26 protein-coding genes are annotated in these 25,692 nt (G+C 29.4%); 5 read left to right on the top strand and 21 right to left on the bottom strand.

Annotation, left to right across the window (positions count from 1 at the left end; all coding sequences use genetic code 11):
* Positions 1-9 precede the first annotated feature (9 nt).
* Positions 10-903, bottom strand: a complete 894-nt coding sequence (locus B8978_RS05805; protein ID WP_084114662.1) for a nucleotidyltransferase domain-containing protein — start codon at positions 901-903, stop codon at positions 10-12.
* A 73-nt stretch (positions 904-976) separates the two neighbouring features.
* Entirely contained in the window at positions 977-2,761 is a 1,785-nt protein-coding gene (gene hflX / locus B8978_RS05800) for a GTPase HflX (RefSeq protein WP_084114660.1), read from the bottom strand.
* Between the two features lie 265 nt (positions 2,762-3,026).
* Here hflX and hpt point away from each other — a divergent pair, with 265 nt between their 5' ends.
* Positions 3,027-3,548: a hypoxanthine phosphoribosyltransferase gene (gene hpt, locus B8978_RS05795; protein ID WP_084114658.1), complete on the top strand. Its 522-nt coding sequence runs from the start codon at positions 3,027-3,029 to the stop codon at positions 3,546-3,548.
* A gap of 31 nt (positions 3,549-3,579) precedes the next feature.
* On the opposite strand, the gene yunB is transcribed toward hpt, so the two are convergent.
* On the bottom strand, positions 3,580-4,239 hold the full coding sequence (gene yunB, locus B8978_RS05790; RefSeq protein WP_084114656.1) for a sporulation protein YunB: 660 nt from the start codon (positions 4,237-4,239) through the stop codon (positions 3,580-3,582).
* Positions 4,240-4,430: 191 nt separating this feature from the next.
* Here yunB and B8978_RS05785 point away from each other — a divergent pair, with 191 nt between their 5' ends.
* Positions 4,431-6,842 (top strand): transglycosylase domain-containing protein, encoded by a 2,412-nt coding sequence (locus B8978_RS05785; RefSeq protein WP_084114654.1) that lies wholly within the window; start codon positions 4,431-4,433, stop codon positions 6,840-6,842.
* A gap of 74 nt (positions 6,843-6,916) precedes the next feature.
* Here the strand turns inward: B8978_RS05785 and spoVAE are convergent, their stop codons facing one another.
* The 6 genes from spoVAE to spoIIAA all read right to left on the bottom strand — a co-directional run bounded on the left by spoVAE (position 6,917) and on the right by spoIIAA (position 10,426).
* Positions 6,917-7,273: a stage V sporulation protein AE gene (gene spoVAE / locus B8978_RS05780; RefSeq protein ID WP_084114652.1), complete on the bottom strand. Its 357-nt coding sequence runs from the start codon at positions 7,271-7,273 to the stop codon at positions 6,917-6,919.
* 4 nt (positions 7,274-7,277) lie between these two features.
* Positions 7,278-8,288: a stage V sporulation protein AD gene (gene spoVAD, locus B8978_RS05775; protein ID WP_084114650.1), complete on the bottom strand. Its 1,011-nt coding sequence runs from the start codon at positions 8,286-8,288 to the stop codon at positions 7,278-7,280.
* 5 nt (positions 8,289-8,293) lie between these two features.
* Entirely contained in the window at positions 8,294-8,746 is a 453-nt protein-coding gene (gene spoVAC / locus B8978_RS05770) for a stage V sporulation protein AC (RefSeq protein ID WP_084114648.1), read from the bottom strand.
* 85 nt (positions 8,747-8,831) lie between these two features.
* Positions 8,832-9,587 (bottom strand): RNA polymerase sporulation sigma factor SigF, encoded by a 756-nt coding sequence (gene sigF / locus B8978_RS05765; RefSeq protein WP_084114646.1) that lies wholly within the window; start codon positions 9,585-9,587, stop codon positions 8,832-8,834.
* A 51-nt stretch (positions 9,588-9,638) separates the two neighbouring features.
* Complete coding sequence (gene spoIIAB / locus B8978_RS05760) at positions 9,639-10,067, bottom strand: anti-sigma F factor (protein ID WP_084114644.1); 429 nt, start codon at positions 10,065-10,067, stop codon at positions 9,639-9,641.
* Between the two features lie 23 nt (positions 10,068-10,090).
* Positions 10,091-10,426, bottom strand: a complete 336-nt coding sequence (spoIIAA, locus tag B8978_RS05755; protein WP_084114642.1) for an anti-sigma F factor antagonist — start codon at positions 10,424-10,426, stop codon at positions 10,091-10,093.
* A gap of 236 nt (positions 10,427-10,662) precedes the next feature.
* Here spoIIAA and speE point away from each other — a divergent pair, with 236 nt between their 5' ends.
* Positions 10,663-11,493 (top strand): polyamine aminopropyltransferase, encoded by an 831-nt coding sequence (gene speE / locus B8978_RS05750; protein WP_084114640.1) that lies wholly within the window; start codon positions 10,663-10,665, stop codon positions 11,491-11,493.
* A 543-nt stretch (positions 11,494-12,036) separates the two neighbouring features.
* Here the strand turns inward: speE and B8978_RS05745 are convergent.
* Complete coding sequence (locus tag B8978_RS05745) at positions 12,037-13,797, bottom strand: Eco57I restriction-modification methylase domain-containing protein (RefSeq protein ID WP_084114638.1); 1,761 nt, start codon at positions 13,795-13,797, stop codon at positions 12,037-12,039.
* 111 nt (positions 13,798-13,908) lie between these two features.
* Here B8978_RS05745 and pdaA point away from each other — a divergent pair, with 111 nt between their 5' ends.
* On the top strand, positions 13,909-14,730 hold the full coding sequence (gene pdaA, locus B8978_RS05740; protein WP_084114636.1) for a delta-lactam-biosynthetic de-N-acetylase: 822 nt from the start codon (positions 13,909-13,911) through the stop codon (positions 14,728-14,730).
* Positions 14,731-14,819: 89 nt separating this feature from the next.
* Positions 14,820-15,332 carry a GNAT family N-acetyltransferase gene (locus B8978_RS05735; protein ID WP_084114634.1) on the top strand — a complete coding sequence of 171 codons (513 nt, stop codon included), beginning with the start codon at positions 14,820-14,822 and terminating at the stop codon, positions 15,330-15,332.
* 18 nt (positions 15,333-15,350) lie between these two features.
* Here the strand turns inward: B8978_RS05735 and B8978_RS05730 are convergent, their stop codons facing one another.
* The 11 genes from B8978_RS05730 to B8978_RS05680 all read right to left on the bottom strand — a co-directional run bounded on the left by B8978_RS05730 (position 15,351) and on the right by B8978_RS05680 (position 25,574).
* Positions 15,351-15,977 carry a cyclodeaminase/cyclohydrolase family protein gene (locus B8978_RS05730; protein ID WP_242950496.1) on the bottom strand — a complete coding sequence of 209 codons (627 nt, stop codon included), beginning with the start codon at positions 15,975-15,977 and terminating at the stop codon, positions 15,351-15,353.
* A gap of 60 nt (positions 15,978-16,037) precedes the next feature.
* The gene (locus B8978_RS05725; RefSeq protein WP_084114630.1) at positions 16,038-16,433 is read right to left on the bottom strand and encodes a bacteriohemerythrin; all 396 of its coding nucleotides are present in this window, start codon (positions 16,431-16,433) and stop codon (positions 16,038-16,040) included.
* A gap of 149 nt (positions 16,434-16,582) precedes the next feature.
* Positions 16,583-17,146, bottom strand: a complete 564-nt coding sequence (locus B8978_RS05720; protein WP_084114628.1) for a nitroreductase family protein — start codon at positions 17,144-17,146, stop codon at positions 16,583-16,585.
* 62 nt (positions 17,147-17,208) lie between these two features.
* Positions 17,209-18,117 (bottom strand): glycosyltransferase family 2 protein, encoded by a 909-nt coding sequence (locus B8978_RS05715; protein WP_084114626.1) that lies wholly within the window; start codon positions 18,115-18,117, stop codon positions 17,209-17,211.
* On the bottom strand, positions 18,118-19,242 hold the full coding sequence (locus B8978_RS05710) for a glycosyltransferase family 4 protein (protein WP_084114624.1): 1,125 nt from the start codon (positions 19,240-19,242) through the stop codon (positions 18,118-18,120).
* Between the two features lie 5 nt (positions 19,243-19,247).
* Positions 19,248-20,669 carry a flippase gene (locus B8978_RS05705; RefSeq protein WP_084114622.1) on the bottom strand — a complete coding sequence of 474 codons (1,422 nt, stop codon included), beginning with the start codon at positions 20,667-20,669 and terminating at the stop codon, positions 19,248-19,250.
* A 73-nt stretch (positions 20,670-20,742) separates the two neighbouring features.
* Positions 20,743-21,585, bottom strand: a complete 843-nt coding sequence (gene rfbD / locus B8978_RS05700; RefSeq protein ID WP_084114620.1) for a dTDP-4-dehydrorhamnose reductase — start codon at positions 21,583-21,585, stop codon at positions 20,743-20,745.
* Between the two features lie 25 nt (positions 21,586-21,610).
* Positions 21,611-22,330 carry a WecB/TagA/CpsF family glycosyltransferase gene (locus B8978_RS05695; RefSeq protein WP_084114618.1) on the bottom strand — a complete coding sequence of 240 codons (720 nt, stop codon included), beginning with the start codon at positions 22,328-22,330 and terminating at the stop codon, positions 21,611-21,613.
* A gap of 8 nt (positions 22,331-22,338) precedes the next feature.
* The gene (locus B8978_RS05690) at positions 22,339-23,592 is read right to left on the bottom strand and encodes an O-antigen ligase family protein (RefSeq protein WP_084114616.1); all 1,254 of its coding nucleotides are present in this window, start codon (positions 23,590-23,592) and stop codon (positions 22,339-22,341) included.
* Between the two features lie 25 nt (positions 23,593-23,617).
* Positions 23,618-24,610, bottom strand: coding sequence for a glycosyltransferase family 2 protein (locus B8978_RS05685; RefSeq protein WP_084114614.1), 993 nt, complete (start codon positions 24,608-24,610; stop codon positions 23,618-23,620).
* A 61-nt stretch (positions 24,611-24,671) separates the two neighbouring features.
* Positions 24,672-25,574 carry a glycosyltransferase family 2 protein gene (locus tag B8978_RS05680; RefSeq protein ID WP_084114612.1) on the bottom strand — a complete coding sequence of 301 codons (903 nt, stop codon included), beginning with the start codon at positions 25,572-25,574 and terminating at the stop codon, positions 24,672-24,674.
* Positions 25,575-25,692: the final 118 nt, after the last annotated feature.

Raw genomic sequence — 25,692 nt, 5'->3', positions numbered from 1 at the left:
CTTCCACTGCTATATATAGTACACATTTTCTCTAATAAGATTTGTGCCATCCTTGGTTTTATAATCTCTTTTTTCCTTTTTGATTAGATTAAGCTTAGTTAGTTTTATTAATATATCTTCAAAATTAATTTTAAAATTTTTAAACATATTGTCATTTTTAATGTCTTCAGCACTTAAGAAGCAATCTTTTTCTCTCATAAATTGTAGCAAAAATGAAGTTAAATTTTTTATATTTCCATCTACATTTCTTTCCATATAATCTATTATGTTTTTTATGGCTTTATCTAAATTTTCCTTTTCAAAAATAATCTTATCAAAATATACTCTAAAATCATCACTCATATTTGTAGCCATACTTATCACGTTATTATTTATCATATATCCTGATGAATTAACGAGAAGTTTTGAATATTCCTCAGCACACTTTAACATAAAACTATATGAAGTATATATAGGATCTTTATTTATATGTTTTTTACATACACTTAATAATTTTATATAGTTGCCAAGATAAACCAAGTTCCACCTATTTCTATCTATGTCAGAATAGTATCTCCCATTATCATATCTTAAAGTTATTTCAGCATCCTTAGAGAAAACTAATCTTGAACCTGCAAAAACCCTATGCAAGAAACCATCTTGGCTATTATGGTTATGAAAAAACAATTTTTCCTTGCTTAATAATTTAATGTGAACAGGGATGCTGTTCTCTGTTACATATATATTTCTTATATCATCTAATTCATCGTTTATGATGACGAATAGATCTATATCTGATTCTTCCCAAAGATCTCCTGAAACCATGCTTCCAAAAACCATGACTGCTAAGACATTTTTATTTGCTTTGAACCTATCTGTAAATTTTTTGTAAATTTTTTGATATTGTAAAATTGTTTTTCCCACAAACTTCTTTTGGTTAAGAAAACTTGGATAAACTCAACCTCTCCCCTCTCCATATTATTTTAATCCTCCAAATTTAAATCATGTATTTTTTATATTGGTTATATATTTTTTCATCAACAAAAGCAGTTATCCTTGTTCCTTCTTCTAGATATTCTTCCGTCTCAATCTTTGAATTTTTGTGCAAATTTGAAACTAAATTTTGCTCTGTATAAGGAATAACATAACTCATTTTTTTTAATTTACTTGGTACTCCTAATGTTATTTCATCTAGTAAATCTTCTAAGTTTATATTTTCTTTAGCAGAGATTTTAATTATTTGTAAGTTCTTATATTTTTCTTCTATATTTCTAATTTGCTCATGTTTTGCTTTATCTATTTTGTTTAAAACAAGAATTATTTTTTTATTATTTACATCTAATTCAGTTAATACACCATTAACTGCTTCTATTTGTTCAAACACAGTTTCACTAGAACTATCCACTACATGTAAAAGCAAATCTGAAAAAACCACTTCTTCAAGAGTTGACTTAAATGCCTCAACCAAATCATGTGGAAGTTTTCTTACAAAACCTACAGTATCAGTAATCGTAGCTACTCTATTGTCCTTTAATATGATAGCTCTTGTAGTTACATCCAATGTAGCAAATAACATGTCTGCTTCAAAAACATTCTCTTTTTTATTAGTATCTCTTGGAGCTGCAATTCTGCAAAGTGCATTTCTAAGTGTTGATTTTCCAGCGTTTGTATATCCAACTAAAGAAATTTTAGGTATGTTTTCATTTGTTCTTTTTTCTCTTTGAACTTCCCTAGTTTTCCTTACTTTTTCAAGTTCTTTTGTAAGGTCATATACTCTTTCCCTAATGTGTCTTTTATCTACTTCTAATTTCTTTTCTCCAGGTCCTCTTGTTCCTATTCCTCCTCCAGTTCTTGATAACATAGTTCCAAGCCCCATGAGCCTTGGAAGTCTATATTTGAGTTGCGCAAGTTCTACTTGGATTCTAGCCTCTTTACTTCTAGCTCTTCTTGCAAAAATTTCAAGTATCAATGTTGTTCTATCAATTACCTTAACTCCAAGAATATCTTCTAAGTTCCTAACCTGAGAACCTGCTAATTCATCGTCAAATATTATTACATTGGCATATAAACTCTGTTTAATCAAATTTATTTCCTCTATTTTACCGATTCCAATATAATGAGCAGTGTCTATTTTGTCTCTTTTTTGAAGTACTGAATGAACACATTTAACGTCACATGCCCTTGCAAGTTCTGCAAGTTCCTCAAGACTTTCCTCACTATCTATACCTACAATAATTGCTCTCTCAGAGTCATCTTCTACCACATCTTCTTTGCTTATTATATCTTGAATATATTTAATTTTATCTGACAAATCAATGTTTAATAATTCCTTCATGCTAATTTTTTCTAAAGTTTCTGGAACCAAAATATTGTTATATATACTGCAAAAACCAACGGATACATCTGTTAATTTTCCATCTAAAACTCCAATGGCTACAATTGAATCTAATTTTAGTTTTATTAGTGCAGAAATATCTACAACTGAAAGTTTTGAATTGCCACTTGGATGAGTGTGAATTATCCTAATGCCTGACAACTTTTTTTCTTTTATATCAATGAGGGGTAGTTCAACTGCTCTGCTGTCTCCAATTGTTACACTTATAATTTTACCTTTTCTGTCTATAGCTACACTTATTTCTCTATTTATTATCCCAGTTACATAACATATAATTTCGCTTAAAGTCTCGTCAGTTATATTGTATTTTGGCACTTTCATTTCATATATTGTTTCTAATTTTTCCAAAACTGATTTTTTGATACCATCTATATTTCCATATATCATAAATTTTTATCCTCTTTTTCTATATTTATTTCTATACACTTTGAATAAGTACAATTTTCCTTATATTATTTGCTATTAGTTAACAATTTATTTATATAATATTATACTATAAAAACATTGGTGTAAATAGTAATAAACGATACTTTAATACATCTTAACTCTATAAAATCGTGTATTTTATTTAAGTAATTATTCTAAAAGAATTGAAAAATAACGAAATACTTGCTAATATTGATATTATAAAAGTTATCATATGGAGGATACAATGGACGATAAAAAGAGAAATATACTAATTACTGAAGATGAAATAAGTAAACGAATTAAAGAATTAGGTGTGGAAATATCAAAAGATTACAGTGGGAAAAAACTTTATGTACTTTCTCTATTAAGAGGAAGTTTTATATTTGCAGCTGATTTAGTAAGAGCTATAGATGCTCCAGCTAAAATAGGTTTTATGACAACCTCAAGTTATGGTGATGCTGAAGAAAGTTCTGGAGTTGTTAAAGTTGTTAATGACATTCCTGACAACATTGAAGGCTACGATGTCCTTATAGTTGATGATATAGTTGATTCTGGCATAACAATGAATTTTGTTGTTAATCATGTTAAAGCCTTAAAAGCTAATAGTGTAAAATGTTGTGTACTTTTAAACAAACCTGAAAGAAGAAAAGTTGACATTAAACCCGACTTTTGTTGTTTTGATATAGATGACATTTTTGTAGTTGGTTACGGTTTAAATTATGGTGACTATTATCGAAATGTACCTTATGTGTTTAATTGGGAATAATATATAGAAATAACCAGCATAAGTTTGCTGGTTATTTTTTGTTTGCCGGAAGTTTAAATCCAGCACCTTTAATCTGTAGATCTAGAGCAGTACTTGGAACCTTTCCAATTATTATTGTCTCCGCAACAGGTATCTGACTATTGACATTTATTGTATCATTGCTTAATGGTAATATTATTCTAACTTCGGTATTAATGTTAATATAAATTTTATGTCGTGTTTGATTTATACCAGCGCTTTCAAATTGTGAAGAGTATTTTGCTTCGATACTACCTATTGGTTCAGCTTTTATTGATACTGATGGCCCTATATTAGAAAAAACATTATTTTTAAAAGCATAAACTAAAGGTATTTCTATATCTATATTGCCTTCTTTTTCCAATTCATTTTGTGCTTGTACGGCCACTTCACAAGCTATTTTATTCATTTCCAAGGTGTTAGCTTTAAGCATTATTATGTTTCCCTCAGAGTCCTTCTCTACCTTTACTACACTATCATAGTTAAATCCATTATTATATTCATTAAGAACTGATTTGTTAATTATGTATACAGTCTTTTTTTTCACTTCCGCTTCTGCTATTGTTATTATTGTTGAGTTTACACTCTTGTCAAATTCGTATAATAAAATATTAAAGATAATTAATATGATACTTAGGACAAGTATTATTCTTACTCTAGTGCTTGTATGCAATTTAACATCTCCATATATTGCTTTATACTATAGGTATGTTTTAAAATCATAATAATTACAAATGATTAATATTATGAAATGGTGTAATTATTAATATTTTATTAATACATTGGGTCTTCTCTTCTAATTTATTAATTTATTATATTATGCTATAATTAATAGGCGTAAGCATAATTAAGGAGGATTATTCTATGGCAAATACTACTAATAGTAGCAAAAATATCAAAAAGAAAGTTCCTAAAAAAAATATAAAAAAGAAGAAAAAAAAGAATCCCGTACTTAGATTCTTTAAAATATTTTTTATAACATTATTATGTTTAATAATAATAGGCTCTGTAGCTACCGTAGGTGTTGTTCTAGCAATGATAAAAACAGCCCCAACTTTAGATATAAATGGAACAATATTAAATCTAGCTCAGACTTCTACATTGTATGATGATAATAATCAAGTAATGGATAATGTACTAACAACTCAAAAAAGAACTGTTGTAAGTATCAATTCTGTTCCTCAAAATTTATCTCATGCCTTTGTAAGCATAGAAGATGAAAGATTTTACAGTCATTCTGGAATTGACCCCAAAAGAATTGCAGGTGCTTTTGTGTATGATATTTTAAATAAAATTCATAGACAAAACAATGTTCAAGGTGCATCTACAATTACACAAGAACTTATTAAACAAAGAATGTTTTTGACCGACTCACTTCAAAACAGACTTTCCATAAGAAGAAAAGTTCAAGAAGCTTATCTTGCAGTACAACTAGAGAAATCTCTTACTAAGAATCAAATACTAGAAGCTTATATGAATACTATATATTTAGGTGGTCAGGCTAACGGAGTAGAAGCAGCTTCTCAGCAGTATTTTAACACGGATGTAAATAATTTAAACCTCATTCAATGTGCTTTTTTAGCTGGACTTGTTCAAAGCCCATCTAAGTATTATCCGCTTTCAGATGCGGCTAAAAAAAATCCATCATTATACATTAATAGAACTAAAACAGTACTTGATAAAATGAAAGAAAATAACTATATAAGTGATACTGATTATAACAATGCAATTAATGATATAAATTCAGGTAAACTTACCTTTGCTCAAAATAGTAATTCTAGTAATACATATTACAGTTATCCATGGTTTTCATCTGCTGCAGTAGCTGCTGTTAAAACAGATTTAAAAACTCAATATAACTACACTGATGAACAGGTAGATAACCTTTTGACAAATGGTGGTTTAAAAATATACACAACCATGAATAGAGGCATGGAGGAATCAGTTCAAAATATTATGAATGATAGTAAATCTTACGGATGGGCAAGTGGTTATTTTTCCTCTAGTAGCAATGGACTTCGTGAACCTCAAGCTTCCGCTACTGTAACTGATTATCGTACTGGGCAAGTAAAAGTTCTTATTGGTGGTACTGGTACTCAGCCCCCAGCATCATACAACAGAGCTACTAATTTTAATTTCCCAGTAGGTTCAAGTATCAAACCTCTTTCCGTATATGCCGCTGCAATTGACACTAAAGAAATAACTGCTGGAACCGTTATTGATGACTCACCACTACCACCTGATATTGCTAGTAAGTATATTGGTGATGATGGTAAGCCATATCAACCAAGTAATGATACAGGCAAAGGCACTTATAGTGGGCCACAAACAGTTTATACAGCAATAAAAGATTCTATAAACGTTATCGCTGTAAAAGTTGAAGATCAGATTGGAGTTACAACTGGAGCTACTTATGCTCAAAAATTTGGGTTAACTTTGGATAGTCAGGATAAAAATCCTACAAGTATCGCTGCCATGGCACTTGGTCAGCTACATCATGGTAGTAATACTTTAACTATGTCTTCCGCTTACGGAACTTTTGGAAACGGCGGTGTTCTTGTAACTCCTAAAGTTTATACAAAAGTAGTTGACAGCAAAGGAACCGTTTTATTAGATAATACTCAGCCTACCTCAAAGCGAGTAATATCTGCTGACACTGCATATATTATGTATAATTTGCTTAAAGGACCAGTTAGTAGCAGTGGTACTGGTTCAAATGCAACAAAATCTAGTATGCCTGTAGCTGGTAAAACAGGTACTACTTCAAATAGTAAAAATCTTTGGTTTTGTGGACTTTCTCCATACTATTCCGCTGCAGTATGGATTGGAAATGACAAACAAACTGTAATGAGCCCAAGTTTTGGTAGTAATATTTCTGCAAATGTTTGGGGTTTAATAATGGCAGATGTTACAAAAAACTTGCCTGTCAAAGATTTAACTGCACCAGATGATTTAACAAACATCAATGGTCAGTATTATATAGAAGGAACTGAACCATCAGTTCAAGCACCGGCTCCAACTACTACTACACCAGCTAATAACACACAAACTAATAATACTCAAACAAACACTGTGGATCCAAACACCCTAAAAACAAACACCGTAGATCCAAACGCAGGTAAAGCAAATACTGTGGATCCAAACGCAGGTAAAGCAGATACTGTGGATCCAAACGCAGGTAAAGCAGATACTGTGGATCCAAACGCAGGCAAAACAAACACTGGAAATACAAATACCAACGTACCAACAAACCCTACTAATCCCGAGAAGAAATAATTATCCAAGTTTATAAAAAATAAAGGAGTATGTTCTAAACAAAAAACATACTCCTTTATTTTTTTACTTCCTATCTATCCTTTTGTTTTTGGATTAAATATAAGTGCCATAATGTATCCAAATAATATAGCTGCTCCAATTCCACCAGCTGTACCTTTAATTCCACCTGTAAAAGCTCCAAGTATGCCACCTGAATTTACTTCTTTCATGGTGGATTTAGCAAGACTATATCCAAAACCCGTTATTGGAACTGTAGCCCCTGCTCCACCAATTTTAACCAAAAAACCATAAATATTAAATGCACCTAAAATAACCCCAATAGTAACAAAAGAAACCACTACTCTAGCTGGAGTAAGCGAAGTTTTATCCATAAGTATTTGACCAATAACACAAATTACACCACCAATGATAAAAGCCATTAAATAGTCCATATAATCACTCTCCAAACTCTATTGAAACTGCATGAGCTATACCTGGAATTGTTTCTCCTTGAAGTGTTGATGTAGTGCTGAGAAGTGCTCCTGTAGAAAGTATTAAAACTTTTTTTAATTTACCACTCATAATATTTTTATATATATATCCACAATCTACTACGGCTGAGCAACCACATCCACTACCACCTGCATTTACTTCTTGGTTTGTTCCATAAATCTCATCCCCACAATCAATGTAAGTTTTCTCTATATCATACCCGTACTCTTTTAGTAATTTTAATGTAATGTCTTTGCCATACTTTCCCAAATCCCCAGTGGCAATAAGATCATAATCTTCTGGAGTTCTACCCGTATCTAGAAAATGCTGTTTTATTGTATCAATAGCTGCTGGTGCCATTGAAGCTCCCATATTATTTGCATCCGTAATTCCGTAATCCTTGACTTTCCCGGTTGTTACATATGTTATGCATGGAAAATTCCCTTCTTTACCTAGAAGCATTGCACCTGCACCTGTTACTGTCCAATGAGCCGTTGGATGTCTTTGGCTGCCATATTCTAGTGGAAATCTAAACTGCCTCTCAGCAGATGAAAAATGTGATGATGTAGCTGCAATAATATAGTTAGCAAAACCACCTTCCATTAAAAGTGCTCCAAGTCCTAGTGATTCTGTCATAGTTGAACATGCACCATATAATCCAATAAAAGGTATATCAAGATCTCTTGCTGCAAAATTGGAAGAGCTAATTTGATTTAATAAATCTCCAGCTAAAAGATAGTTTACATCACTTTCTTTTAGGTTAGCCAATTTTAAACATGAAGTTATTGCATTATATAATATACTACTTTCTGCCTTCTCATAACTTTTTTGACCATTTAAATCATCTTTCAATACTAAATCAAAATATTTGCCTAAAGGCCCATCTCCTTCCTTAGGTCCAACCACCGAATAAGTTGAAATAATTTTAGGTTTACTATCCAATTTTATTGACTGCTTTCCTACTCTCTTACCCAAATTTATCACCTACTTATAAAATAGTATATTACACCAACTATTATTGATGAGCCTATTCCATATACCAATACAGGCCCTGCAATTGTAAACATTTTTGCTCCAACCCCAAGGATATATCCCTCTTTTTTAAATTCTATTGCTGGAGAAACAATAGAATTGGCAAATCCAGTAATTGGCACTACCGTTCCAGCTCCTGCAAAGTTTGCAATTTTATCATATACTCCTATTCCTGTTAAAAGAGCGCCTATAAATATCATAATTATTGTTACCCAAGAACTTGTATTTTCAGGAGACATCCCCCACCCTAATAAATAATTATTAAAAAATTGGCCTACGTCACAGATTATACCACCAACTATAAAAGCACAAATACAATTTTTAAATAGCTTTGATTTAGGAGAACTTTCATCAGTTACCTTATGAAATTTATCTTTAATTTTTTTCTCTCTAGATTCCATATTCATTAACTCCCTTCATAAATATTGTTTGCATTTAATTTAATTTTAAACATTCAAAAAAAAATTAAGTGCATAGAATTTTAATCTATCCACTTAATTTTTCTTTCATAACCTTTAGCACCTTTTTTTCTATTCTAGACACTTGTACTTGACTTATGCCAAGTAATTTTGCAACTTGTATTTGTGTTTTATCTTTAAAATATCTAAGAACTATTACCTGCCTAGATTTTTTATCTAAATCTTTTAATACGTCTTTAAGTGCTATATTATCTAACACTTCATCATCTCCACCAGAAGTTTGGCTAAGTTTATCAATTAACATTACTGGCGAACCATCATCTTGATGTATTACATCGTATAAGTATTGAAGATTATTAGATGATTCGGTTGCTATTAAAATATCTTCTACGTTTATACCAGAATACTCAGACAATTCGTTAAGTGTAGGATTCCTGTTTAATTTCTTTATCAATGCCTCTTTATCATAATGAATTTTTTTAGCAGTATTTTTTATACTTCTACTAACTTTAATTATTCCGTCATCTCTCAAAAATCTCTTTATTTCTCCTATTATCATTGGCACAGCATATGTAGAAAATTTAACTTGATATTTTGTATCAAAATTATTTACTGCTTTAACAAGTCCTAAACAACCTATTTGAAAAATATCATCATACTCATAACCTCTATTCAAAAACTTTCTGCTTATTGAGGATACAAGCGGCAAATTATTTTCTACTAACTCATCTAACGCTTTTTTATTCCCAATTTGTGACATTTGTATTAATTCTAAATTTCTCTCATAATCATGGCCATCTTTTTTAATAGCTTCATTACCCATAGTTTCCAAGTATAAACTCGTATTTCACTCCTTTCACTAGAACATCATATATTAAAGCGAAGAAAATGTTTTTTTCATCTGAATCCTTGTACCAACATTTTGTTCTGACTCTATTTCTACGCTATCCATAAATGTCTCCATTACTGTAAACCCCATACCAGACCTTTCCAAATCAGGTCTTGAAGTATATAGTGGTTCTCTTGCTTTGTTAATATCATCAATTCCGTAACCTTTATCTATAACTGTAATTTTTATTTCATTTTTATTAAGTTCCGCCTCAATTGCTACTATTCCATCTTCCTTTTCTCCATAACCATGTATTATTGCATTTGTAACTGCTTCTGACACAGCAGTTTTTACGTCAGAAATTTCTTCGATTGTTGGATCCAGTTGTGATGCAAAAGCAGCCACTGCAACTCTTGCGAAACTTTCATTTTGAGATTTACTTAAGAACTCAATTTTCATCATATTGTCGTACATTTTTATCCCCCCAAAACCAATGGTTAAATTATATTAATTGCTTCTTCTAAAGTTTTATAAACTTTTATAATTTTGAAAAGTCCAGACAGCTCAAATACTCTTTCAACAGATCCCTTAACCCCTGTTATACATATATTTCCATTCTTTGCCACTATTTTTTTATATCTACCAATTATTACTCCAATTCCAGAGCTATCCATAAAAGTTACATTATTAAAGTCCATAATAACATTGTTTGTACCAATCCTGTTTATTATATCATCAATTTTATTTCTTACCTCCTCTGCACTATGATGATCTAATTCACCATTAAGCACTAATATAAGTTTATCACCACTAGTTTCAAATTCTAAATACAAATTTATCTCCCCCCAGATACAAAAGTTAAACGAATTTCAGTTCATCTTATATATTCTATATTATAACTATTTTTCCTTTATTTAGTTTTATATTTATATAGTTATTTTTATTATTTACCATTAAATCAATTTTTATACTACCTTTAAATAAATTTATTTTTAATAAAACATTCCCTATATTACTCTTATTTGTTATAATGTTATTGCTATTTTATAGTTATAAGGAGGTAATATTTATGGAAATGTGGTTAAAAGAGGCTCAAATTGAAGATGCTGTTATGACATATAAAGTTAAAGAAACTTTGGTTAGAAAAAAAACTGAATATCAAGATTTAGCAATATTAGATACTAATTTTTTTGGAAGAATGTTAGTTCTTGATGGTATAGTTCAAACTACAATAAAAGATGAATTTGTATATCATGAAATGATTACACATATTCCCCTTTTCACTCATCCAAATCCAAAAAAAGTATTAGTTGTAGGTGGCGGAGATGGTGGTGCAATAAGAGAAATTTTAAAGCACCCTTCTGTTGAAAAAGCTGTTTTATGTGAAATCGATGAAGCTGTTGTTATTGAATGTAAAAAATATTTACCTGAAATAAGTTGTGCTCTTGATGATCCAAGATGTGAAGTCTTTATAGGTGATGGAATAAAATATGTCCATGAACATAAAAATGAATTTGATGTTATAATTGTTGACTCTACAGACCCATTTGGTGCAGCTGAAGGTCTATTTGGTGGAAGTTTTTATAAGGAGATATCAGAATGTCTAACTGATGACGGAATTTTTGTTGCTCAAACGGAAACTCCATTTTATCTTCCTGATGTAGTGAAAAAGGTATTTAATGATGCAAAAGAAACTTTTGCCATTACAAAACTTTTTATGGCCGCAATTCCAACTTATCCTGGTGGATATTGGAGTTTTACAATTGGTTCTAAAAAATATGACCCTGAAAATGCAAACTTAGATACTACTGTAGAGTTTGATACAAAATATTACACAAAGAAAATACACAAGTCATCATTTGCTTTACCTAAATATGTTGAAGATTTAATCACTAAATAATATTTTTCATAATATAAAGAGATTGCGAAGCAAAGACTAAAGAATTTTATCATAGCTAAAGCTAGATAAAAAGATTAAAGAAAGCCTTCGGCTAGATGGAAGAATTGACGGGGCTAAAGCCGTCAAAGGTGAGAGAAGTTACTTACGTAACAGACAAAAGATGAATTTCATAGTTTAAAGTAATTGGACTTATATGTTTTAAACCGTAGGTTTTGTTTTTAGGCGTAGCCTTATGGAAACAGCTATCTACTTAAGTTTTTAGTGCTATCAAAGTTTAAGCTCAAGATATACGACCTTCGGTCAAAAAAACGAATGACAATATACTTTAGATTATATATTTTAAGTTTAAAGACTTTTCGAAGCATAGCGGAGAAAAATCATCCTTAACACCTTTTGCTGAAAGCAAATTCTCTCACCATTAACGGTATCATCGTTAATTCTTTAATCTTGCCACCCTGGCAATCTTTAACCTTTTTACTCACGCAGTAGAGGAAAAATCTTTAACCAGCTTGTTTCGCAATTTCTAACTATTAAGATTAAATTTTATTTATCGTTAATATAATTACTTTTAATTATTTCTATCTCATCATCTGTAAATTTAAAAAGTTCGTATAAATAAGTATCGCCTTTAATTTCTCTCATCGTTGGAATGCATAACTTCATCAAATTGTTGGGATAATATTCATAAAGATTCTCGCCCAATTTTTTACCAAAGGTTTTAAAGTAAAATTCATATATATCACTATTAAGTATGTAGAGAAGATATTCATATGTAAAAGGTACATTATCTTTAAGTATAAGTGCATATACATCTGCACTAAAATAGCTGCCTTTGTCTAAAGCAAAACGATTATTTTCTGCTTTGTATGGAAGTACAATTTTAGTTCCTTCAAATATACTTTCATTTCTTCCCCATTGCAATTCATACCATTTTCTTATTCCATTCCTACATTCTCTTCTATTAAGAAGTTTTTCTTTATATTTACTTATATGTTTAAGAGAAACCTGGTAATTTTGTTCTATTTTAATTGAATCTGAATAAATTATGTATTTATCATTTTCTTTTACTTCGCCTTTTTTTATATAGCTACTTTTTATCCACGGTTTTAATATATCGCGTTCTAAGTCCTTACACTTTATTGTATCTTTATCAACTATAAAAGCCTTATCACATCCAGTGATTATTCCTTGAAAGCTATTACATATGTTTCCTAAACTTGTAAAACTGTTTTTTTCAATTTTATTTATTATATTTCTCTCTTTTTCGTTTCTTAATATCCATCCGCTACTGTTAAGTAAATTTTTCTTTATGTAAAATGTATTATAGGTCTCTCCAATTCCACTAAACAAGGATTTGCAAAACTCATTTTTACTCTTTCCTTTAGTTATTTTAGGCTTTATTACCTCTATATATCTGTCAATATTTTGTTCATTTTTCAAAAAAATAATTACAGGATCAATGCCTGCATTTTTAAAAGGTCTTATACCATAAAAATCAACTATTTTTTCAATAGAACATAATTCTTTTAGAACTTTTCTCAGCGTTTCTCCACTTGGAGACTCAAGGAAATATCTGGAAGTTATAAAGGACAGTTTCCCACCTTTTTTTAAATATAAAATGGATTTTTGGAAAAAGCAATATGAAATGTCACCTTTGTCTTTATACATTTCTCTGTATGTATTCTTTAATTTAATGCTATATTCTCTATCCACTGATTTTTGACCTACATACGGTGGATTACTTATAAATACATCAAATTTATTTTCTAGTTTTTCTATTAAAAAATCTTTTTTATTAAAATTCCCTATGTGTACATATCCGCTTATACTATACAAATCAACTTGTAATACCTTTAATGCATGCTGATCTATATCAAACCCAAATAAATTGTATTTTATAATATGAACAGGAATATCTTTTTCTTCCATGTTAATATTATTTTTTTTATTTATTTCCTCTAAATTTTCACAATATAAATTTAACATATATAAAAAACATGGAATGATTATATTACCCGATCCGCAAGCCGGATCAACTATTTTTATAAATGGATTATTTATTATGTCCTCTGCTTTTATAGTGTTTTTTATAATATACTCCGCTATTTCAAAGGAAGTATAAACTACTCCCTTTTCTTTATTTAACTGTATAAATTTATAATACTTAATGGAGAATAATTCTTTCTCTTGTATTCCCATTTCTCTTTTATAATTTTTTATCGCTATGTTTTTGTAAATGTTGTCTATTGGTTCCGATATTATATTGTATACCTCATCAATTTTTTTTATAAAACTGTCTATCATTTCAAAAAACTCCATTGCATATTTATGATAACTATGTACAAACTACTAAAGACATTAAATAATTTTTTTCTACAATTATAAAGTATATCATAACCAAGGAGAATATAAAATATGAAAAAATTATTAATACCTTTAATTATAATTTTTAATGTATCCTTAGGTGGATACGCTAATGCTAAAGTTATGCCGCCTACATGTTTATCTAAAAGTTCTTATTCCTTTTCCAATAAAACTGATATAAGCACGAAAGAGTATAATTGGTACTTTTTGCCTGAAAAGGATGGTAAACCTTCTAGGGCAGAGGGAAGCAGTTTAGAATTACTAAAAAAATATAATGGTTATTACTTAGGTGATACAAAACACAAATATATATATCTTACCTTTGACGAGGGCTATGAAAATGGCTACTCTGAAAAAATACTTGATATATTAAAAGCAAATAATGTAAAAGCAGCTTTTTTTGTTACTGTTCCATATATAAAAGCAAATACAGCTTTAGTTAAACGTATGGCTGATGATGGAAATTTGGTTTGTAATCATTCAAATACCCATCCTTCCATGGCTAAAGTTACAGATGAAAAAAAATTTGCCTTTGAATTAAATTCCACAGAACAGGTTTACAAAGATGCTACTGGATACAAAATGAGTAAGTTTTTTAGACCACCCATGGGCAAATATAGTGAGCTTTCTCTTAACTATACAAAAAAACTTGGTTATAAAACAATATTCTGGAGTCTAGCTTATAGAGACTGGATAAAAGATGATCAACCAAACCCTGAGAGTTCAAAAAAATTGCTAATAAAAAGGACTCATCCAGGAGGTATATATCTTTTACATGCGGTATCTAAAACAAATACAGATATATTAGATTCATTAATTAAGCAGTGGAAATCTATGGGTTATGAATTTAAAACTCTTAATGATTTACCATAATCTCACTTGCCTTAATTCTAAAAAAATTATATAATTTTTTTAGAATTAAGGCATTAAAAAAATATGCCTAATAATAGAAAGGCGAATAAATGATAAGAAATGCTACAAAACAAGACTTAAGTAGAATTCTAGAAATATACAATGACGCAATATTAAATACTACTGCAATATACTCTTACAAGCCACATACCCTTGAAGATAGAATAGCATGGTATGAAGACAAGCTAGCTAGCGGATGCCCTCTGATAGTTTTTGAGGATAACAACGTAGTTGCTGGATTTGCTACCTTTGGCTCATTTAGGCCTTGGCCTGCCTTTAAATACTCAATAGAACATTCTCTATATGTACATAAAGATTATAGAAACAAAGGTATTGCTACCACCCTTATGAAGGAATTAATAGCAATTTCCAATAAAATGGAATATGCCACAATGGTTGCTGGAATTGATTCAGAAAACATTACAAGTATATCACTACATAAAAAATTGGGTTTCACATATTCTGGTACAATAAAAAAAGCTGGATATAAATTTGGTAGATGGCTTGATCTTATGTTTTATCAATTAGATTTAACTGGGCCAAAAAAACCTGTAGAAGAATAACTTCTACAGGTTTTTTCATTAATATATTTGTTTATACACATTTTTTAAAATACTATCTTTCTTTTCTTGGCTATAATTTAACATATCCTGGGAAAGCTTCTTCAAGATACCTTTTAATCCTTCATCTTTAATTCCGGATAAATTTATAGCTATATTTAATACCGCTATTTCTATTACAGAATGATTAAAGATGGCTGCCGCACCTGCATCTGATATTACATTTTTGTTGCCATATTTTATAGCAACATCAATTATTTCATATATACTATTTGATTTTTTCCCAAGCTCCATAGGGACTTCAGCTGCAAATTTATAACCTTCTTGTATTTTTCTACTTCTAATCATTTTTTCTTCATCTGTATTTTTAGGAAGTTTAAACGAATCAATAATTTTTGAGAAGGCTTCTGCATCCTTATCAATAAATGTAAGAAATTCATTTTTTGAATCCTTTATCTCCTGAAGATTTTTCAATACATATTTTTTAGTCTGTTCATCATATTCTTCAAATGCTTTTTTCCCAACTGTAAGGTTAAAAACCATTGCTGTTAACGATGCTGCTAAGGCTGCCCCTAAGGCTGCTGCTCCACCTCCACCAGGTACTGGTGACTCACTTGACAGTTTGTCCGTAAAATCATTTATTTTCATGTCTTGAAACATTTTTTATGCACTCACTTTCGTAAAATATAAAACTCAATTTATTGATAATTATATTCCTTCATTAATTTTAAGATCCTCTTTTAAAATATGTTCTACTAACCATTTTGATATGTAATCTAGCACCTTCATCAATGACTCGTCTTGATTACTATCAATACTTTTAAGATCCATATTATCAAATACTTTGATAAACTCTGCATGTTGGACTTTTTGTGTAAAAAGGCCTGTATAATTTATACTAGCCATATATTCCTCTTCATCTTTAAAATGAAACTCAGTGTAATTTTTAAGTTCTTCTAATATCAACACAATCTTATCGTACTTATCGGTAGTAAATGGATTTTTTAATAATTGATATACTCTTTCTGCTATTTCAAATAACTTTTCATGTTCCTCATCAATAATCTTTATTCCTGTCCTAAATTCATCTTTCATTTCAAACATTTTCTACACCGCCTAAATTATTCTTATATTTTGGGCAACAATTTTATAGTTAGATTTATTTTATCATATTCAAAAAATTTTTCTATACATTTAAGTAAAAAAGATATTATAAAAGCAATTTTTTTGCCTTTATAATATCTTTTTAGCATTTAGCTTAACACTTTTTCTTTTCTTTTACTAAATGGACTATTCCAATCATTTATAAATACATGCTCATTGACGTTTTTCATTGGATTGTGTGGCTTTTCTTCTTCTATCTCTCCTAAAGGCGAAAGTGCTATGACTTTAAAGTTAAATGGTATTGAAAGTTCACGTCTTATTATATCCTCGTCAAAAGAAGCTATCCAGCATGTTCCATAACCCTCATTTGATGCTGCCAATACAAAATGTTCTAGTGCAATAGCGCCATCTACCAAATAAAAAGGTTTCCCATCTATATTTCCAGAATCCTCTGGCTCTCCTACTACAATTGAAACTATAGGTGCATCTTTTATTGCATTTTTTGCCTCATCAGAACTATTTCTTATAGCTTCTGCAATTGCATCTTTTTTATGTTTATCATCAACAATTACAAATTTATAAGATGTTTTGTTTTTCCAAGAAGGTGCACTCATTGCAGCATTAATTATTCTTCCTAGTTTTTCATCACTTATTTCAGTATTTTTAAACTTCTTAATTCCTTTTCTTTTATTTATAACATCATAAAAATCCATATAATCACACTCCAATACAAATATAGTATGTTAGTATTATGTGTAGTTATATTGTCATTATTCTATTTTATAAATGAATTTATAATATTTATATCTATTTTATTTGTATCTGCTTTAAAACCATTGATTATATTTTTTATTAGAGATATTGGCTCACGTCTTAATATTATACGACCAACTGCTTCAACAAAAATATAAATAGAAAATATTAATTTTTGAAAAATATTGGCATTTCTTCTTATAAAAATCACTCTATTCCTATTTAAAAAGTAATAACTTAATCCATTATACTTTGAAATTGTAGAAGACCCTTTATGATAAATTTTACTCTCATATATACACAAAAGCTTAAAACCTTCCCTAGACGCCTTTAAACAAAATTCTGTTTCTTCAAAAAAAAGAAAATAGTTTTCAGGAATTAATCCAATCTTATTAAAAACTTCTTTTCTAGCTATAAAACATGCTCCTCCAAGATAGTCCACAAATATATTTTCTTTTTTTACTTTTTCATATTTTTGCCCTTTAAACTTTCCTTGTGTTAGTCCTGTGTATAAGTTTATATTTGCTCCCATAGCTTGTATAATGTTTTTTTTATCATATTTGCATATGCAAGGTCCTGCAATACCAACATTTTTATCATTTTCCATAACACGGATAACCTTAGTTAAGAAATCTTTTTCTACTGCCACATCATTATTTAAAACACATATGTATTCTGCACCCTTATCAAGGGCATATTTTATTCCTAAATTATTTCCCTCGGCATATCCATTATTTTTTTCTGCCCTTAACATAATATTTTCAGGAAACTCTTCTTTTAGATTAATATAAGACTGATCTTTCGAGCAATTATCTATAACTATAATTTCATAATTATTATAGTCTATATTTTTTAAGCTATTTAAACATTCTTTAGTATCATTAAAAGCATTAAAATTAAGTATTACAATAAAAACTTTTGGACTTTTCATTTAATTATTTCCTCTTAATTTCTTTATTTTATTATTTAAATTTTCTACTATTAAATCTAGATTGTACTCTTCTCTACACAAATTTTCAGTAGCCTTTGAAAACCTTTCAAGTTCTTTGCTAGTCAATAAATTTGTAAGCGCCTTAGTTAGTGCACCTTCATCTCCTATATTTACAGTTGTACCATTTCCCTTCGACACAAGTTCATCCGCTATTCCAACTCTTGTGGACACTATTACATCACCAAAGGCTGCTGCCTCTATAAGTGAAATACCAACACTTTCAAAATTAGAAGTTAAGCAAAAAATTTTAGCCTCTCTATATTCATTATACAACTCAGCTCTATCGTAAATGGGGCCCTTAAACAAGATTACATCTTTAAGTTTTTCATTTTTATTAAAGAAATCCCCTATAACACTCTTAAATTCATTTTCTATAGGTCCTACAAAGATAAGCTTCCAATCCTTCCTTATGTTTTCATCTACTCTAGCAAACGCCCTCATTAACAAATCTGATGCCTTTTCAGGGCTTCCAATCCTACCTACAGTTAAAATTATATTTTCTTTCTCCTGAAAATCAACTCTTTCTTTTAAAACATCAGTTGTAAAATCCATTCCATTTGGTACATTTAAAAGCTTATTTGTATGTTTCTTTAACAATACTTTAAGCTCTTTATATATCTTTTTTTGTTCTACTCCTATAATATTTACTCTATTTAAGAAGAAGTTAAAAAACAATTTTTCAGCAAAACCCATAGCTTTTATTTTAACCAGAAGTTCTTCTGTACAATCTAATTTTAAAAATACAATTCCCTTTTTATTAAACAATTTATATAAAACTGCATATATCACTGATTTTGATGTCATATGAAATATTTGCAAAACATCAATCTTACTTGAATTTTTCTTAAGATATAAAAATATATTAAAAAGATGTCCATGCTTTTTATCGATAAACTCTTGCTTTAAACCTTTTACCTCATTGTTTAAATAGTCATATTCTCCATTATTATAAGAAGCAACAAAAGCCTCATGACCATAAAGAGTATTCATCTTGTAAGCAATCATTCCTACGTCTTTTATAAGATGAACATTTTCTGCTTGTGGATATAATACGCAATATCGCATTTACATCACCCTTTTCTAATTATTGATTTAATTTCAGAAATTGTTATATACTTTGTAATAAATATAAAACTACTATAAGCAGCTGCACTGATGATAATATTTATAACAATATTTACATTAAAATATTTAAGGAATATTGTTACCGCAGCCATCAATAAACTTGGAAATAATACTTTCACAATATTTTTTGTGTTTGATACAATTATTACTTCTTTTGCATAATACTTCATCATTACAAAATTAATGACTTCAGATAGTAATGTTATTATAGCCGCAATATTCATTCCGTATCTCGGTGTTAGAATTAAGTTTAAACCAAGGTTAATAATAGATGAAACTGCAACTGCCTTTACATATTTTTTTTCTAAATTACAAGCATTTAACCCATATCCATATAATTCTCTAAAGAAAAGAATTATAACATAAATTAATAGTATTGAAAAAGACATGTACGCTCCAACATACGGTTTCCCAAATAACAATATTATTATTTCCCTGGAAAGAATTATTCCGCCAAATGCCACTGGTACTACAAATGCTGCTAAAATTTTTGAAGTTTTATTCATAAGTTCACTAAGTTTTTCCTTGGCATTTTCATTAAAATACGTTATTATTACAGGAAAAATAGGAATAAATATCATACCAACTATATTTATAAGAAAACTTATAATAGTATATCCAGCTCCATAAATTCCTGCCTCTGTTCTACCTCTAAAAAATGATATAACCAATCTATCAACATTTCCATTTATCATTGCTAATATTCCAGAAATTAAAAATGGTGATCCAAAACTTATATAACCTAACACTGTTTTTTTATCTAAATTTATGGATATTTTTAGTTTTTCCTTAAAAAAATATCCATAAAATTGATAAACAGAGCCAATTACTAATGCTATAATTGTAAATATTGGGACATAATATAACTGATTCTTTGTTTTTAAAAAAATATATACTAGAATAAATGGTACTCCACTCTTAAATATATTGTATACTGAATTATACTCCATTTTTTGTATTCCACTGTACACCCAATCAATACTTATAGCAGATGGTAACAAAGTTAATCCATATAATATTAGAAGTGTTGCTAACACCTTGTCATGATTAAATTTCCATATACATAAAGCCACTACAACTATTACAACAAAGCTAACAATAAATATAACTATTCTAAAGGCTAGAATTTCTCCAACAACCCTATTTATCCTCTTTTTATCCTTAGCAATTTCACGAGTTCCATAGGTTTGCAATCCAAAACCTACAAGCAAAGTAAAATATGTCATCATAGCCTGAACTGTTGTTAATTCTCCAAATGCAGCCGCATCTAGTCTTTTTCCAACAATACTTGCTATAAAAAATACTAATAACTGGGATAACACACTTGATAAAATTACCACCAAGGCATTTTTAGCTACTTTATTCATTTAGATACCATCCTTAAATCCTTTTTAAAAGACTCGTACTTTTAAAAGTACGAGTCTTAATATATTATAGCAATTATATCTCAAGTTCTGCAAGATACTCTCTTAATGATTCTTTCCAATCTCTTGTAATATCACCAGTAGTTAATTCTAACATGTAATTTCTAAGTACAGAATATTTTGGTCTTTTTGCTGCTGTAGGAAATTCATCAGATGTACATGGATTAACCTTAATATTGATATTTTTAATTTTAAATATCTCTACTGCAAAGTCATACCAAGAGCAAACACCCTTGCACGTGCAATGGAATAACCCATAATTTTTTTCGTCTACAAGCTTAATTATTACATTTGCTAAATCAACAGTACTTGTTGGAGTACCGATTTGATCATTTACAACTTTAAGCTCATCTCTATCTTTACTTAACTTAAGCATTGTTTTGATAAAATTACCACCATCACCATAAAGCCATGCAGTTCTAACTATGTAATGCTTTGGATTTAAAGCTTTAACTAACTTTTCTCCCTCAAGCTTAGTTGCTCCATAAACTGATTGTGGATTTGTAGCATCAAACTCTGTTAGTTCTTTATTGCCTTCTCCATCAAAAACATAATCTGTAGAAACTTGAACTATTTCTGCTCCAATGTTAAAAGCTGCTGCTGCCAAATTTTTAGGACCTACAGTATTTATTTTAGTTGCAAGTTCTATTTGTTCTTCACATTTATCAACTTGAGTATGTGCTGCACAGTTTATTATAACATCTGGTTTGTTTTCATTTACAAATTTATTAACCGCAATTACATCTGTTATATCAAGATCCTTTACATCTGTTAGTATCAGTTCATCATCTCTTTTTCCATATTGCCTTTGAAGTTCTCTTCCAAGCTGTCCATTTGCTCCAGTAATTAAAATTTTCATTTATATCAACTCCTATTAATATTATCTAAGCTTTATAATTTTTATTTAAGGCTACCTTAAGCAAAAACTTTGGTATAACTCCTAGCCTCTTTATTCTAAATGGCTCTTTAGCAACTCTATAAAGCCATTCAAGTCCAAACCTAATCATCCATTTTGGCGCTCTTTTAAGTTTTCCTGAAATAACATCAAAACTCCCACCAAGTCCCATATATATATTTGCGGGCAAACTATTCATATATTTATTTATAAACTTTTCTTGCCTTGGACATCCCATTGCTACAAAAACCACGTGGGGCCCAGTTTTTCTTATATCATCTAATATATCCTCACAGTTTTCAGTATCAAAATAGCCATTGTGGCTTCCAGAAATAATTAGTCCTTTATATTTATTTTTAAGATTTTCAATACATTTATCAAGCATCTCTTGTTTTGCACCTAAAAAATATATCCCTTTTTTATCCTCTACGCAAAATTTTACTATTTCCTCCATAACCTCAATTCCAGCTATCTTCTCCTTTACAGGGGATTTTGCAATTTTAGAGGCTATAACAACCCCAATACCATCCGGTACTATAACAGAGTTTTTTATAGTGCATCCTTCAAAAACAGAATTATCATAAAGACCATTATATAAAACTTCCGGATTTCCTGAAATTATATGAATTTTATCAAATCCTCTTATATAATTAATAAATTCAGTTTTACTCTTATTGTATATATCGTATTTTAATATCTTTGAAAACATATGTCCTCCTAATAAATATAATCACTTTTTCTATGTAGAAGTCCATCAGCTGCAGCTAAAAATAGCCAAAAATACGTAACTACTGCTGGCACTGTAAAAAGACTTTCAAAAAGATTCATAACGAAAAAACCTATCATAGCTGCAAAGAAACCAATATAAAATATTTTTAAATCTTTATCATCTACATTTTTAATAACATTTTTTATTTTTATTATAGCACCTACAATTATGCCAATAAAAGAAATTCCTCCAACTATTCCAAGCTCTGATTCTATCTTTAAATATGCATTATGAGTAGGATAATGTGAATAATTTAAATAACGAAGTTCTTTGTATTTTGCCACATATGTATCATATAGTTCTATAAAATTTCCATTTCCAACTCCAAGTATAGGATGGTTTTCTATCATTTTTAAAGCTGTTTTCCATAAATGTATTCTACCATCATCTATGGATTTTCCTCCAATTTGGAACAATCTTAACCTTACCATTGGAATAATAAACCCAATTCCAACAAGTCCGCCTAGACCTATTAAAAAATACCAACTGTATATTATGGATAATACTACAGCTCCTACCCCTAACGCTAAAAATGAATTTCTAGACCCTGTAAAACTTATATTACATAAAGTCATTAAAAATATTATAGCAAATATTAGTTTTGAAAATATAGTCTTACTTTTAATTATCATCATAAGAATAGGAAAAGCTCCTAAAAGCAAAAATGCAGCAAAAGTATTTGGATTATCAAAAGTAGCATTAGTTCTTAAAATTTTTGTTCCTGGAACAGCATATGCTGTTAAAAGACCATATCCAGTAATTTTTTGAAAAATTCCATAAACATTCATAACTGCAAAGGTAAATATGTAACAATTGATAAGACCTTTAACTTGGCTTTTGTCTATGCTGTATTTCGTAATAAAATACAACAATACATAAGATAAAAATCTAGCACTTTCTGTCATTGCAATTTTTCTATAAGAAGCATATGAAATTGATATTACCATAATTGCTAAAAGTGCAATCATAAAAATACCCATGTAGTCAGTTAAAAAATCTTTAGCATCCTTAATAAAACTATTCCAATTTCTTATTACCTCAATTATAAACACTAATATTAATACAGCTAATAATACATCCCCTATTGCTCCAATCTCATGAATTTTAGGAATTATATTAACTTTTATTGGATTAGGTATAATTGGTATAAGTATAACGTATGCACATAATATGTAATAAATTAATTTATTTCTAGCTTTCATAATAACACCTCTTATTAATACCTTTTTAGTATCTATTCATATTGATAGCACTTTTGTTTACAGCCATTTTTATTGTATCCCCGTAAACTTTTTTATTATTTTTTATTATTTGAGATTTATTAAAAATTTGCAGGATGCTGAGTCCTATTACCCTAAAACTAAGCGCAATTACTAAGTTTATCCTAACCTGTATTTCTTTTAAGTTACCAAAGTTTTTTCTAAAATATAATATCATACTTCTGTATCTCTCATAAAAAGTTATAGCACCTATCTTTTCACTACTCTTACCAATAAGATGAATTATCTTTGCATATGGATAATACACCCTGCTCCAGCCAGCTTTACTAGCTTGAAGGCAAAAATCTATTTCTTCATAATACATAAAATAACGTTCATCTAACATTCCAATGTCATCAATTACTGATCTTCGCACTAAAAGTGCTGCCCCAACCAATACCTGCACTTCTTCAGGTTCCTCTATTCTTTGAAAATTTTTCATGTATTGTTGTACATCTTTTGAGCCCAATTTTCCTCCAAATTTAACGAAGAAACTCTTTACAAAAGGAATCTTGAGTACGTTCTTTAATTTGTACATGTGATAAACTTCTCTTTTAAATGAAGGAAATCCAGAAATTGATGTTTGGTGAGTCAAATCCTTGTTTAAAAGCTTCGGTCCAAGCATTCCAATACTTTTATTTTCATCCATATATTCTACCATCTTTTGAATGGCATCCTTAACTATAACTGTATCACTATTAAGTAAAAAAACATATCTTCCATTACTATTTTTTATACCAATATTATTGGCATAAGCAAATCCTCCATTTACACCACTTTCAATAAGTTTAACTTCCATGAAGTCTGTCTTTAACATAGATATGCTATCATCGCTTGACGCATTATCTACAACAATTATCTCGTAGGAAATTCCACTTACATTTTCATATATTGATTGAATACATGCTTTTATAAGTTCTTTTGTATTATAATTTACAATTATTATTGATACATCAACCATTTTGTCCTCCACTAACTTATAATGTTAGACACATGAAAAAAGCTTGTTCTTTCAGTGTGCTCTATCCTTTTGTTCCAACTCTGCCGTTTGGAACTAACATGTTCTTTATTATGGCTACCGTACCTAAAAGTACTATTCCAATATAAACTACCCAATCAAATAAGAATATGCTTTCTCCCTTATTATATTTGTTATAAAATATAATCATTGCTCTATAGAATTCATATGTTGCTTTTACTCCAAGCTTCTTACTGCTTTCTCCCTTGTAGTGTATTATTGTTCCAACTGGACAATATCTTACAATATATCCTGCCTTCTTAGCTCTCATACACCAATCCATCTCTTCTCCATACATAAAAAACGTCTCATCAAGTAAACCAATCTTATCAATGACTTCCCTTTTTATCATTAGGAAGCAACCTGATACAGAATCCACATCTAAAAATTCATCTTCGGACACGTGTGTTAAATTGTACCTTGTTAAATTTTTATTATTTTTAAATAATTTACTAATTCCAAAGATTTTAAAAAAGGCATCTTTAGGTCTCGGTGCCATCCTTCTACAAGCAAGCTGAAGCGTGCCATCTGTATTTAGCACCTTACAGCCAGCAACCCCTAACTTTTCATCATTAACGAGACATTCATATGTCTTATTAATTGCTTCTTCATTTACTAATGTATCTGGATTAAGAAGTAAAATAGCTCTCCCTTTAGCTACTCTTATAGCCTGATTATTTCCCCAGGCAAAACCTTTGTTGTCTTTATTTTCAATAAGTGAACAATTTTCTCTATGTAAAAAATTCTCCTTAACCATTGCACAGCTTCTATCAGAAGAATTATTGTCGACAATTATGATTTCATAACTTAAATCTTTTGTATTTTTATATATTGAATTTAAGCAATCTTTTAAAAGATCCTTAGCGTTCCAATTTAATATTATTATACTTAAGTTTATTTCTAACATTCCTTACTCCTATTTGATTCATTTTAATTACATTTTTTATATTAACATTTACACTGTCATTAGTCAATTTTATGATTATTTCATAAAATCAACAATATATTAATTTTATAACAAAAAA

Source organism: Clostridium acidisoli DSM 12555, from assembly GCF_900176305.1.
In the GTDB taxonomy this organism is placed as follows: Bacteria; Bacillota; Clostridia; order Clostridiales; family Clostridiaceae; genus Clostridium_I; species Clostridium_I acidisoli.
This window is presented reverse-complemented; position numbering and strand designations above follow the sequence as displayed.